18 protein-coding genes are annotated in these 12797 nt (G+C 47.3%); 11 read left to right on the top strand and 7 right to left on the bottom strand.

Annotated features, from left to right (window positions below; translation table 11 throughout):
• Positions 1–11 precede the first annotated feature (11 nt).
• From murA to mlaF, 7 genes are read right to left on the bottom strand one after another with little or no spacing between them, the layout of a single operon-like run.
• Positions 12–1268 carry a UDP-N-acetylglucosamine 1-carboxyvinyltransferase gene (gene murA / locus L4D06_RS03965; protein WP_274162935.1) on the bottom strand — a complete coding sequence of 419 codons (1257 nt, stop codon included), beginning with the start codon at positions 1266–1268 and terminating at the stop codon, positions 12–14.
• A gap of 16 nt (positions 1269–1284) precedes the next feature.
• Entirely contained in the window at positions 1285–1542 is a 258-nt protein-coding gene (gene ibaG, locus L4D06_RS03960) for a BolA family iron metabolism protein IbaG (protein ID WP_274162936.1), read from the bottom strand.
• A gap of 2 nt (positions 1543–1544) precedes the next feature.
• Entirely contained in the window at positions 1545–1868 is a 324-nt protein-coding gene (locus tag L4D06_RS03955) for an STAS domain-containing protein (protein WP_274162937.1), read from the bottom strand.
• Entirely contained in the window at positions 1865–2512 is a 648-nt protein-coding gene (mlaC, locus tag L4D06_RS03950; protein WP_429737936.1) for a phospholipid-binding protein MlaC, read from the bottom strand. Before mlaC ends, L4D06_RS03955 begins: the two co-directional genes overlap by 4 nt.
• A gap of 6 nt (positions 2513–2518) precedes the next feature.
• Positions 2519–2995, bottom strand: a complete 477-nt coding sequence (gene mlaD, locus L4D06_RS03945) for an outer membrane lipid asymmetry maintenance protein MlaD (RefSeq protein ID WP_274162939.1) — start codon at positions 2993–2995, stop codon at positions 2519–2521.
• A gap of 4 nt (positions 2996–2999) precedes the next feature.
• Positions 3000–3782, bottom strand: coding sequence for a lipid asymmetry maintenance ABC transporter permease subunit MlaE (mlaE, locus tag L4D06_RS03940; RefSeq protein WP_420791170.1), 783 nt, complete (start codon positions 3780–3782; stop codon positions 3000–3002).
• Positions 3779–4576, bottom strand: a complete 798-nt coding sequence (gene mlaF, locus L4D06_RS03935; protein WP_274162940.1) for a phospholipid ABC transporter ATP-binding protein MlaF — start codon at positions 4574–4576, stop codon at positions 3779–3781. The genes mlaE and mlaF overlap by 4 nt, the downstream gene beginning before the upstream one ends.
• Before the next feature lie 399 nt (positions 4577–4975).
• Between mlaF and L4D06_RS03930 the strand changes: the two genes are divergently transcribed.
• From L4D06_RS03930 to L4D06_RS03880, 11 genes are all read left to right on the top strand, one after another.
• The gene (locus L4D06_RS03930; protein ID WP_274162941.1) at positions 4976–5938 is read left to right on the top strand and encodes a calcium/sodium antiporter; all 963 of its coding nucleotides are present in this window, start codon (positions 4976–4978) and stop codon (positions 5936–5938) included.
• A gap of 11 nt (positions 5939–5949) precedes the next feature.
• The gene (kdsD, locus tag L4D06_RS03925; RefSeq protein WP_429737935.1) at positions 5950–6918 is read left to right on the top strand and encodes an arabinose-5-phosphate isomerase KdsD; all 969 of its coding nucleotides are present in this window, start codon (positions 5950–5952) and stop codon (positions 6916–6918) included.
• Positions 6918–7469, top strand: a complete 552-nt coding sequence (gene kdsC / locus L4D06_RS03920; RefSeq protein WP_274162943.1) for a 3-deoxy-manno-octulosonate-8-phosphatase KdsC — start codon at positions 6918–6920, stop codon at positions 7467–7469. Before kdsD ends, kdsC begins: the two co-directional genes overlap by 1 nt.
• Positions 7466–8032 carry an LPS export ABC transporter periplasmic protein LptC gene (gene lptC / locus L4D06_RS03915; RefSeq protein WP_274162944.1) on the top strand — a complete coding sequence of 189 codons (567 nt, stop codon included), beginning with the start codon at positions 7466–7468 and terminating at the stop codon, positions 8030–8032. The genes kdsC and lptC overlap by 4 nt, the downstream gene beginning before the upstream one ends.
• Positions 8013–8522, top strand: a complete 510-nt coding sequence (lptA, locus tag L4D06_RS03910) for a lipopolysaccharide transport periplasmic protein LptA (RefSeq protein ID WP_274162945.1) — start codon at positions 8013–8015, stop codon at positions 8520–8522. Before lptC ends, lptA begins: the two co-directional genes overlap by 20 nt.
• Before the next feature lie 6 nt (positions 8523–8528).
• Positions 8529–9254, top strand: a complete 726-nt coding sequence (lptB, locus tag L4D06_RS03905; protein WP_028023128.1) for an LPS export ABC transporter ATP-binding protein — start codon at positions 8529–8531, stop codon at positions 9252–9254.
• 75 nt (positions 9255–9329) lie between these two features.
• Entirely contained in the window at positions 9330–10805 is a 1476-nt protein-coding gene (locus L4D06_RS03900) for an RNA polymerase factor sigma-54 (RefSeq protein WP_274162946.1), read from the top strand.
• Positions 10806–10830: 25 nt separating this feature from the next.
• Entirely contained in the window at positions 10831–11118 is a 288-nt protein-coding gene (gene hpf / locus L4D06_RS03895) for a ribosome hibernation promoting factor (protein WP_028023130.1), read from the top strand.
• Positions 11119–11120: 2 nt separating this feature from the next.
• Positions 11121–11564 (top strand): PTS IIA-like nitrogen regulatory protein PtsN, encoded by a 444-nt coding sequence (gene ptsN / locus L4D06_RS03890; RefSeq protein ID WP_028023131.1) that lies wholly within the window; start codon positions 11121–11123, stop codon positions 11562–11564.
• 17 nt (positions 11565–11581) lie between these two features.
• Positions 11582–12433, top strand: a complete 852-nt coding sequence (gene rapZ, locus L4D06_RS03885) for an RNase adapter RapZ (RefSeq protein WP_274162947.1) — start codon at positions 11582–11584, stop codon at positions 12431–12433.
• Entirely contained in the window at positions 12430–12705 is a 276-nt protein-coding gene (locus L4D06_RS03880) for an HPr family phosphocarrier protein (RefSeq protein WP_429737934.1), read from the top strand. Before rapZ ends, L4D06_RS03880 begins: the two co-directional genes overlap by 4 nt.
• Positions 12706–12797: the final 92 nt, after the last annotated feature.

The raw sequence follows: 12797 nt of genomic DNA, 5'->3' as shown, positions 1-12797 counted from the left end.
CTAAAGGGGTTTTAGTCACTAAAGCGTTCGATGTGTACACCCAACTTTTGAAGCTTATCTTCAATGTGTTCATAGCCACGATCGATGTGATAGATGCGGTCAACAACTGTTTCACCGCTCGCTATGGCACCTGCAATCACAAGACTTGCCGAAGCGCGTAGATCGGTTGCCATGACTTGAGCACCGCTTAGGCCATCACAATCACCACAGATCACTGTGTTGCCTTCAATCTCTGCGTGTGCACCCATACGTTGCAACTCAGGAACATGCATAAAACGATTTTCAAAAATCGTTTCTGTAATGATACCCGTTCCTTTTGCCATCAAATTCAAAAGCGTAAACTGGGCTTGCATGTCAGTTGGGAAGCCTGGGTGAGGCGCAGTACGAATATTTACCGCTTTAAGCTCACGATCTGTCATATCGAGTGAGATCCAGTCGTCGCCAGATTCCACCAGCGCACCAGCTTCTTCTAACTTCGCCAACACCGCTTCAAGCAATTTTGGCGATGTGTTGCGACATAGGATCTTACCGCCAGAAACCGCAGCACCAACAAGGAATGTGCCAGTTTCAATGCGATCAGCGACAACTTCGTGGTAACCACCACCTAAGCGCTCAACGCCTTCAATGGTAATCGCATCGGTGCCAGCACCGGTGATTTTCGCACCCAGCATGTTGAGGAATTTCGCACAATCAACGATTTCAGGCTCACGGGCGGCATTTTCGATGACCGTCGTGCCTTCGGCTAGCGTTGCAGCACACATGATGGTCACCGTGGCACCTACGCTCACTTTATCCATCACAATGTGCGCGCCTTTGAGGCGACCATCAACGTGCGCTTTCACATAACCTTCATCAAGCGTGATTGTCGCACCGAGTTGCTCTAGTCCATGAATGTGTAAATCGACTGGACGTGCACCAATTGCGCAACCACCAGGCAGTGACACTTCACCTTTACCAAAACGAGCAACCAAAGGACCCAACGCCCAAATTGATGCGCGCATGGTTTTCACCAAATCATAAGGTGCGCAGTATTCGGTAATATTGCTCGCATCTACATGAACCGAACCATTACGCGATACTTTCGCACCCAAACGAGAAAGCAACTCCATGGAGGTGTCGATATCACGCAATTTGGGGACATTGGCAACTTCTACTGGCTCTTCCGCCAATAGTGCAGCAAATAGAATAGGTAATGCGGCGTTTTTGGCACCAGATATTGTGACTTCACCACGAAGTGGGCCACCACCGTGAACACGGAATTTTTGCATGCTGTTCCTCGTGAACTTATAGCGGTTGCATCAGTTTCTTGTCGCGAGCCCACTCAGCAGGGGTCATCGCTTTGATGCTAAGAGCATGGATAGCGTTTGTTCTAATCTGCTCCATCAAAGGCCCGTAGATGGTTTGTTGTTTCTTGACGCGTGACATACCGTCAAAGATGTCACCGACAGCAACTACTTCAAAGTGACTTCCATCGCCTTTGACATGAATCTCGTCCAAGGACAAAGCGTCTTCAAGCAGCGCTTTAATTTCTGTTGGTTCCACAATTATTCCCCGCGAACCGATGAGGTATCATCAGTAAAAAGACTTTCCACATTGCTCAGTTGTAACAATACCTTCAACTGTGAAGGCGTATTACTGAGTATCAGCGTTTGCTGATTCACGTTGAGCTGTTGCTGCAAGTGCAACAACATTGCCATTCCGGCCGAATCTACGCGCTTGACCAAAGACAAATCCAAGACGACATGAGAGTCGCTTGGCAGCCACTCTGCGCGCCGGCTCCAAAATGGAGGAACTGTGTCACGATCAAGCTCGCCTGACAAGCAGTAATCACCATTTATGCGCTTTTCAAACGCAAGCTGTTCGCTCACGATTCGCTCTCTTCTTTGGCAATCGGCGCTTTCGAACGCTCAATCAATTCTTGAGCGACCGCTTCTACACCGTTCTTGCGCAATTGACCGCTCCATTCACTGGCTTTTGTGCTCAGCATGCTTACGCCTTCAACCTGAACATCAAAACCCTGCCATTCCTGCGTTTTGCGATTTTTACGCAATTTAAAATCTAAACGAATGGGTGGTCGAGATTTATCGACAATATCTACACGTACTGAGACAACTGAACGTTTTTTTGCAATGGTCTTTGGCGCTTCAACCGTCACTTCCTGATCGGTATATTGCGTCAGAATTTGCGCGTAAGACATCACCAAGTAGTCATAAAAAGCCTCGGTGAATAGATCGCGCTCTTCTTTAGTTGCCTTTTTGGCTTGCGACCCAAGTACATTCAACGCGGCATAGCGCACATTGATATACGGCATTAATTCTTCTTTAACCACGTCACGTAACAGTTCTGGATTCGCCTGATACGCCTCTTTGTCATCTTTCAAGCGGCTGAATGCATTGTCAGCCACCCCATCAATTAAGATATACGGATTAGTGGCATCAATCGTTTGCGCGATGACCGCACTCGATATCATCATACTGACAACAGCTAGTGCCGCAGTGATCCATTTCTTCATATTTGATTACTCCTTCGAATCCCCAACGCTATATAGGAATTGACCTATCAGATCTTCTAAGACCATTGCTGAGCGTGTGTCTTCCAATAAATCACCGTCTTGCAATAGCTCAATGTCTTCATCGACGAAGCCGGGACGTATACCAATGTATTGCTCCCCGAGTAACCCGGAAGTCAAAATGGAGGCTGAACTGGTTTCAGGGAAATAGCCGTATTGACGATCAATTTCCATAATGACCGACGGCACGTAATCAGGCACGGTCAAATTGATACTACTCACACGACCGACGACCACGCCACCGACTTTCACTGGGGAGCGAACTTTCAATCCACCAATGTTCTCGAACTGTGCCTCCAAACGATAGTGATCGGTGCGAGAGAAACTCTTCACATCTGCCACTTGGAAGATCAACAGTAAGACGGCAACGAGCCCAACGATGACAAACGTACCAACCCAGAATTCTGTTTTTCGATTTTGTTGCATTTACTTAGCTCCCAAACATCAGTGCTGTGAGGATAAAATCCAATCCCAACACTGCTAAAGACGAATGCACGACGGTACGTGTCGTTGCTCGGCTGATCCCTTCTGACGTGGGGATAGCATCATAGCCATTAAATAAGGCAATCCAGGTAACAGTAATGGCAAACACCAAACTCTTTATAAATGACTGCCCAATGTCATAACCCAGTTCGACCGAGGACTGCATCACAGACCAGTAGCTTCCGTAATCAATTCCCTTCCAATCAACGCCAACAAGTTGACCGCCCCAAATCCCGACAATCATGAATATCATGGTCAGTAGCGGCATAGAGATCACCCCGGCCCAAAAACGTGGAGCGACCACTCGCCGTAGCGGATCGACTGCCATCATCTCCAAGCTGGACAATTGTTCTGTGGTTTTCATCAAGCCAATCTCAGCGGTTAACGCCGAGCCTGCTCGCCCTGCAAACAACAATGCCGTCACCACAGGGCCAAGCTCGCGAAGTAAGGACAACGCGACCATTTGGCCCAAAGAACTTTCAGCACCAAAATCAGCAAGAACTAGGTAGCCTTGTAAACTCAGAACCATGCCGATAAACAAACCCGAAACCATGATGATCGCAAGTGAACGAACACCCACCGAATAAAGCTGGGTAATAAGCAAAGGAAACATTTTCTTGGGTTGTGGCTTACCAATTAACGCCCCAAGTAAAACAAAGGTCGCGCGCCCCATTGTTCGCGACACCGCCATCGCGCGCGCACCCAGATCTTGAACTAGGTTAACAATCACGAAAATAGCTCCTGTGTGATGTCTTGGGCTGGATACCTAAATGGCACGGGGCCATCGGCATCTCCTTTAAGAAATTGACTGACTCTAGGGTCAGGATTGTCACGTAGTGATTGCGGAGAGCCTGACGCAATAATCTTGCCATCAGTCAGCAGATAAACGTGATCGGCTATGCTCATCACTTCTGGCACATCGTGAGAAACGACAATAGCAGTGAGCCCTAGCGCTTGATTGAGATTTCGAATCAAGGATACCAATACACCCATAGTGATCGGATCCTGTCCCACAAACGGCTCATCAAACATAATCAATTCGGGATCAAGTGCAATCGCCCTTGCTAGCGCGGCTCGTCTCGCCATGCCTCCTGACAAGCTGCTTGGCATCAAATCAGCGGCGCCACGCAAGCCCACAGCTTCAAGCTTTAATAGCACGATGGTCTTGATTAAGGCTTCAGGTAATTCAGTATGCTCACGCAAAGGAAAGGCAACGTTATCAAACACCGTCATATCAGTGAATAGTGCTCCAGATTGGAACAACATACTCATACGTTTGCGTACGTCGTACAGTTTGCTACGAGAAAGGGTAGGAATATTGTGTCCAGCAAACTCGATAGTACCGCTATCTGGCGGCAGTTGTCCGCCAATCAAACGCAGTAACGTGGTTTTTCCAATTCCTGATGGCCCCATAATGGCGGTAACTTTCCCCACAGGAACCGTCAAGCTCACGTCATCAAATATCAGGCGCTCTCCTCGAGAGAAGCTCAGGCTATTGATTTCAACCAGATTGTTTTTTGTCATCTATGGCCTTTGATATTAACGTCCTTGAATGTTAAGCGACGGATCATAAGGGGATAGCACAGTCAAAACAAGTAATTGAACAGCATTCATTTGCAATTTCTCAGTAAGAAAACTGTCAATATCCTCAATAGCCTTGTCTTTTTATAAATGCACGTTGTTGAACAAAGATCACTCAACCAATTAGGCTAGATAATTCCAGCATCAAACGCGTGATTTGGAACGCATTTTCAACCAATTCTGTGATCTACAGTGGCTTAATCGACTCCTCATTTCTTTTAAACATTCTCTTAAGTCATCGACCTGTCGCAACTATCATGCCGTTTCCCTTCACATTTACTCAATTAGCAGTCAAAATTACTTTTTTGATTCTTCCGCTATATCTCTATCAAAGGTAATAAAATGTTTGAAGCGACCGCCATTCTCGTCGTTGGCTTGTGTTTGTTGGTATGGAGTGCCGACCGACTTGTCTACGGTGCTGCCGCTCTAGCTCGTAATGTTGGGATTTCACCGCTTGTCATCGGTATGACCATTCTAGCAATGGGAAGTTCAGCCCCTGAAATGGTGGTCTCTGCAACCGCCGCGTTAAACGGTAAAACTGACACAGCAGTAGGAAACGTGCTGGGTTCAAACATTGCCAACATTGCACTTATCTTGGGTGTGACTGCGCTGATCAAACCGCTTGCAATTAGTTCGGGTATTCTTCGTCGCGAGCTTCCACTGATGCTGGGTGTAACCGTTATTGCAGGCGCAATGCTGTGGGATAATTACCTGGGTTTCTATGAAGGCATTACCTTGGTGGTTCTCTTTACGCTTTTCCTTCTCATCATGATGAAGTTTGGTAAAGAAAGTGATAAAGAAGACCCAATGCTCACCGAGCAAGAAGCTGAGATACCTAAAGGCGTGAGTAATATGTCTGCGGCAGTTTGGGTTGTCGTCGGCTTGGCTCTTCTCATTTTTAGTGCCGACATGGTGGTTGGATCCGCAGTCACAATCGCAAAATCATTTGGTATGAGTGATTTGGTTATCGGCCTTACCATTGTTGCGATTGGTACCAGTCTTCCTGAGCTCGCGGCATCCGTTGCTGGCGTTTTGAAAGGTGAAGACGATTTAGCGGTCGGTAATATCATCGGTTCAAACATCTTCAATATTTTGGCCGTCATGGGGATTCCAGCCCTGCTAGCACCATCTAGCCTGAATCCGCTAGCGATGAGCCGTGACTTCTATGTCATGCTTGCGTTGTCTGTTCTGCTTTTCTTATTTGCCGCCGGTCGAAACCGAACCATCAAGCGCTGGGAAGGCATTGCACTGCTCGTCTGCTTTGTGGGCTACCAAGGCTTCCTATTCACTAACATCGCATCCTGATCGGACTATCTATGACTGACTTTGATTTTCGCCAGGCTGGCATTACAACGTTAAACATTGAACTTGATGCAATTGCCCAGCTTGAGCAATACATCAACCAAGATTTCGAGCAAGCATGCCAGCTCATCCAACACGCAACCGGAAAGGTCGTGGTGATGGGGATGGGGAAATCGGGTCACATTGGTAACAAGATTGCGGCAACGTTCGCAAGCACTGGCACACCCTCATTTTTTGTTCATCCGGGAGAAGCCAGTCATGGCGATTTAGGGATGATCGAAAAAGGCGACGTAGTGTTGGCCATTTCGAATTCGGGTGAAGCCTCAGAAATCATCACATTGCTCCCTGTCGTCAAACGTCGCGGGATCACACTCATCACCATGACAGGTAACCCCGCTTCCACCATGGCACGTCTGGCACAAGTTAACCTGTGCATTAAGGTGCCAAAAGAAGCCTGCCCTATTGGTCTAGCACCAACATCAAGCACGACGGCGACATTGGTGATGGGAGATGCACTCGCCATTGCCTTGATGCAAGCCAAAGGCTTCACAGCAGATGATTTTGCCTTGTCTCACCCAGGCGGAGCGCTTGGTCGAAAATTGCTACTACGCATTTCTGATGTCATGCACACTGGCGATAAGCTGCCTGTTGTTCCGCCGGATGCCACGGTTCGAGATGCATTGCTCGAGATCTCAGCAAAAGGACTAGGGATGACTGCCGTAGTAGAGCATGATGGTACGCTAAGCGGTATATTCACTGACGGTGATCTACGTCGTCTACTCGACCAACGTCTTGATCTGCACACGACTCGTATTGGCGATGTCATGGGTAAGAACCCAACCTCTGTCAGTGCGGATTTGCTCGCTGCCGAAGGGTTAAAGCAAATGGAAGAACGCAAAATTAATGGGTTACTGGTAACCGAAAACTCTCGTCTTATCGGTGCACTCAACATGCATGATCTTCTTAAAGCAGGAGTCATGTAATGCAAACAGAAACGCTATACGGCCCAGTCCCTACTGAGATTGTCGAGCGCTCGGCATCAGTGAAGTTGCTTATCTGCGATGTTGATGGCGTATTTTCTGATGGCCGCATATATATGGGGAATGATGGCGAAGAGCTAAAGGCCTTCCACACTCGTGATGGCTATGGCATTAAATCGTTGATGGCCGCTGGCGTCGAGATTGCCATTATTACTGGTCGTAAGTCCGCCATCGTTGAGCGGAGAATGTCAGCGTTAGGCATCACTCACATCTATCAAGGCCAAGACGATAAAGCGTCAGCTTACCAAGACCTTGTGGCGAAATTGAACATCCCAGCAGAACACACTGCATATATCGGTGACGATCTTATTGATTGGTCTGTCATGTCTCAAGTTGGTGTGTCCTTTTGCGTTCATGACGGTCATCCACTGCTTGCACAACGTGCCGACTGGGTGACACGCACACCCGGTGGTTACGGCGCAGTGCGAGAGGTCTGTGACCTCATCCTAGAAGCACGTGGTGAACTTGATGCGCACAAGGGACTTAGCATATGACGCTGCAACGCTTAGGTGTCTTGATATTGCTGGCTGTGTGCGGTTATGCAGGCTATTACCTGCTCAATCAACACTACTGGCAAGATGATGTACAGATAACACCTGATGCCGAAAAACCACTGTTTACCGCCGAGAACGTCAAATCGACGTCCTACACAGAACAAGGTATTCGCAGTTACACGTTGGATTCAACACATCTCGAGCATTATCAACAACTAGACGAAACCCACTTCAATGAACCCGTACTATGGACTTACAGTAATGGCACGGAAGAAGAGTGGCGTATGAGTTCTGAGTTCGCCATTCTTGAGAATAACCATATTCTGGTGATGACAGGTCGCGTAAGGATCTTTAACCTGTTACCAGATGCACAAATTAAAGTTGTCACCACTGAGAAACTTACCCTCGATCTCTCCTCTCGTGATTTCTGGTCTGACACAGAAACTGAAATCACTGGAACTGGATTACAAACTCGAGGACTCAGGGCAAAAGGCAATTTTGGCTCCCATCAGATGGAACTGATTGAACAAGTGAAGAGCAGGTATGAAACAAAAACGAACTAAATTCTTTGCCATCTTGCTAATGCTGGTGTCAAGCAACGCACTAGCTTTGTCAACAGACGCTGAGCAGCCTATTTACATTGATTCTGACTCACAGAACCTCGACATGACGACCAATACGGTTATTTTCACGGGGAATGTCTACCTTCGTCAGGGCTCTATTCGCCTAAACGCAGACAAGGTGGTTGTCACTCGACCTTCGGGTGAAGAAGGTGCTGAGATCATCGACGCGTATGGCAAGCCAGCGACGTTTGAGCAGACCATGGATGATGGTAAAAAGATCAATGGTGAAGCGTTTGATCTTCGCTATGAAACCGTCAAAAGCTTTTTGACCATGACAAATAAAGCGGTATTGACCCAAGAAGGCGGAAATCAGGTTGAAGGTCAGAAGATCACCTACAACATTGATAAACAACTTCTCGTTGCAGAAAGTGATGAAAGCAGCCGAGTCACGACGGTTCTACAACCACAAACCAAACAAGATAAGAAATAACCCTGAATGGCCATACTAACCGCTAAAAATCTCGCGAAAAGCTACAACGGACGCAAAGTGGTCACTGACGTCAGCCTAGAAGTGAAGTCAGGTGAAATTGTCGGTCTACTCGGGCCGAATGGTGCAGGTAAAACCACCTCTTTCTACATGATAGTAGGCCTCGTCGCTCGTGATGAAGGCACCATTCAGATTGATGATTTAGATATCAGCATTCAACCGATGCATAACCGCTCTCGCATGGGTATCGGTTACTTGCCACAAGAAGCGTCTATTTTCCGTAAACTTAGCGTTTACGACAATTTAATGGCCGTACTTGAGACACGATCTGACTTATCAAAAGAAGAGAAACAGGATAAAGCTGAGGACTTACTCGATGAGTTCAACATTCAGCATATTCGCAACAACATGGGTATGTCATTGTCTGGTGGTGAGCGTCGACGCGTAGAAATCGCTCGTGCGCTAGCTGCAAATCCAAAGTTTATTCTGCTGGATGAACCATTTGCCGGCGTTGACCCAATCTCAGTTATCGACATCAAGAAAATCATTGAGCACCTTCGCGATCGTGGTTTGGGGGTATTAATTACCGATCATAACGTTCGTGAAACACTCAGTGTCTGTGAGCACGCCTATATTGTGAGTCAAGGCCACTTGATTGCGCACGGTACTCCTGATGAAGTGCTCAACGATGAGCACGTAAAACGAGTCTATCTAGGCGACCAGTTCAGACTATAGTTATAAGAGTTCGGTTGGCGAACGACCAAATAGATACGCACTGATAAAATAATTAGGAAAGGTGCCAGAATCACTATGAAACCCTCGCTTCAGCTAAAGCTTGGCCAACAACTTGCGATGACGCCCCAATTGCAGCAGGCAATCCGCCTATTGCAATTGTCGACGCTCGATCTGCAACAAGAAATCCAGGAAGCGTTGGAAGCTAACCCTCTCCTAGAGCAGGAAGAATCGACAGATAACGCTGATGGAGAGAGTGATCAGGCGTATGACGGTGATGAAAACGTAAGTGCGTCGGCCGAAAGCAAGCAAGACACTTTGGACAGCTCTGATGCCATGGAACAGCACGAGATGCCAGAAGATCTCCCCGTTGATACAACGTGGGATGATATGTACAGCGCTAACACAGGCAGTACCGGCATTGCACTCGGTGATGACATTCCGGTGTATCAGGGGGAAACCACAGAAACCCTTTACGATTACCTGATGTGGCAAGTCCAACTCACCCCATTTACTGAAGTCGACCTTGCAATCGCAACCGCCATCATTGATGCCGTAGATGACAAAGGCTACCTCACTGTCACCAGTGAAGACATCCTCGAAAGCATGGGTGCGGAAGACGATGAAATTGAACTCGACGAGGTCGAAGCCGTTCTAAAACGCGTTCAACAGTTTGACCCTCTTGGTGTTGCTTCACGCTCCTTGCAAGAATGCTTGTTGATTCAACTCGCCGCGTTTGCCGAAGATACCCCTTGGCTTGCCGAAGCACGTATGGTGTTGAAAGAGCACATGAACTCGTTGGCGAACCGTGACTTCAGACAAATCATGAAAGAGAGCAAGCTTCGTGAGCCTGAGCTCAAAGAAGTCATGCAACTCATTCATACCCTTGAACCTCGCCCGGGTAATCTCATTGTCACCAATGAGGCGGAGTATGTGATCCCCGATGTGTCCGTGCTTAAAGATCGCGGCAAATGGGTCGTCAACATCAACCCTGATAGCGTGCCTCGTCTCAAGGTAAATCAGCAATATGCCGCGTTGACCAAGAACGGTTGCAGCGCTGCTGATAGCCAATTTATCCGCAGCCATTTACAAGATGCTAAATGGCTCATCAAAAGTTTAGAAAGCCGCAATGAAACCTTACTGAAAGTTGCGCGTTGCATTGTTGAACACCAACAAGATTTCTTTGAATACGGCGAAGAAGCCATGAAGCCAATGGTATTGAACGACATCGCCATGGCTGTGGAAATGCACGAATCAACGATATCTAGGGTTACCACCCAAAAATACATGCATACCCCAAGGGGTATCTTTGAATTGAAATACTTCTTCTCGAGCCATGTCAGCACTGACAATGGCGGTGAATGCAGCTCTACGGCAATTCGCGCTCTGGTTAAGAAGTTGGTTGCAGCCGAAAATCAGGCTAAGCCACTTAGCGACAGCAAGATTGCCACACTGTTGGCGGAACAAGGGATTCAGGTTGCAAGGCGAACTATCGCTAAATATCGTGAATCACTGGGTATTTCCCCGTCAAATCAGCGTAAACGCCTAATTTAGGCGTCCAATCAAAAGGAAGATGTTTATGCAAATCAATCTCACTGGTCACCACGTAGAGATCACCGACGCCCTTAGGGAATATGTGACAACCAAGTTTGATAAGCTGGAACGATTTTTTGATCACATCAATAACGTTCACGTCGTACTTAACGTCGAAAAACTCCAACAGATTGCTGAAGCGACCCTGCATGTAAATAATGGCGAGATATTCGCAAAAGCAGATTCAGAGAACATGTACGCAGCCATCGACTCGCTGACAGACAAGCTGATAAAGCAATTAAATAAACATAAAGAAAAGATGAATCACCATTAATCATGGAACTTAAAGAAGTACTCAATTTGGACTGCACCAAAAGTGCAGTCCTTTGTTCAAGTAAGAAGCGCGCACTTGAACTTATCAGCGAACTCGCTGCGTCTAAATTGGATCAAAACCCACAGAAACTCTTCGAGTGCATGTTGGGCAGAGAGAAAATGGGAAGTACGGGTATAGGGAATGGGATAGCCATTCCCCATGGCCGTATTTTCAACAGCGACCATGCTGTCGGCGTATTAATTCAATGTGAAGAACCCATTGAATTCGACGCCATTGACAACCAGCCTGTGGATTTGTTGTTTGCACTGCTCGTCCCTGATGACCAATGCAAAGAGCATTTGAAGACCTTGTCTTTGATTGCCCAAAAATTGGGTGACAAGCAGGTCTGCCGTCAGTTACGTCATGCAAGCTCAGATCAAGAGCTTTACGACATTATCACTGGATAACACCACAGGAACACATCATGCAGTTGAAAATCGTCAGTGGTCGTTCGGGTTCAGGAAAGTCTGTTGCGCTTCGCGTGCTAGAAGATCTTGGCTACTACTGCGTTGATAATCTTCCCGTAGATCTATTGCCACAGTTTGTTGCCGCTCAAAATGGCGATGACAGCTTGATCGCAGTCAGTATTGATATCCGCAATATGCCTGCCGATCCTGAAGAAATCACACAAACACTGGCAAAACTACCCAATGATGTTGATGTCGATATTTTCTTTCTCGACGCGGATGACAACGAACTGATCAAGCGTTTTAGTGAAACAAGACGCTTGCACCCCTTGTCCAAAAATAACCTTTCTCTTGAGCAGGCCATCTGCCAAGAAAAGTTGTTATTAACCCCGCTAAAAGAACGCGCTGACAAAGTCATTAATACCTCCAAACATTCCATCCATGATCTCAGTGAAGCCGTTCGTGCGCTGGTGTTAGGCAGAACTAACCGCGATTTGGTGATGGTGTTCGAATCGTTTGGTTTTAAACATGGATTGCCCTCAGATGCAGACTTTGTGTTTGACGTACGCTTTCTTCCAAACCCTCATTGGGAACCGGCTCTTCGCCCTCTTACTGGCCTTGATGAACCTGTTAAAATGTTTCTCGCCGCGCAGCAAGATGTCGCCATGCTCATTGCCCAAGTCAAAAGTTTCCTAGAGTCTTGGCTCCCCTCGCTTGAAAAAAATAATCGTAGCTACCTCACTGTCGCCATTGGTTGCACAGGTGGGCAGCATCGTTCCGTCTACATTGCACAATTTCTCGCTGATTATTTCGCCGCCCATCATCACCAAGTTCAAATAAGACACCGTACGCTTGAAGGGAATATATGACACAGGTCAGTAAAGAAGTCTTGATCCGTAATCGACTCGGCCTTCATGCGCGAGCCGCAGTCAAACTGGTTGAAATGGCACAGAGTTACGATGCAGAAGTGATGATTTCCAAAGATGACCAAACCGTCACCGCGGATAGCGTCATGGCCATCTTGCTGCTCGACTCCAGTCAAGGAGAACAGATCCTCGTATCCGCCGAAGGGCAACAGGCACAGCAAGCATTAGACGCCGTCACTGGGCTCATCGAAGCGGGATTTGATGAAGAAAACTAACTAATAATCTCACCGTAAACTCCTTCTAGCTGCTTGGCATTGCTTCTTGCCAACAAAACGAAAAAGACAGCCTACTCAGATTGCGTTAATAT

This window comes from Enterovibrio makurazakiensis (assembly GCF_050336585.1).
GTDB lineage: Bacteria > Pseudomonadota > Gammaproteobacteria > Enterobacterales > Vibrionaceae > Enterovibrio > Enterovibrio gelatinilyticus.
This window is presented reverse-complemented; position numbering and strand designations above follow the sequence as displayed.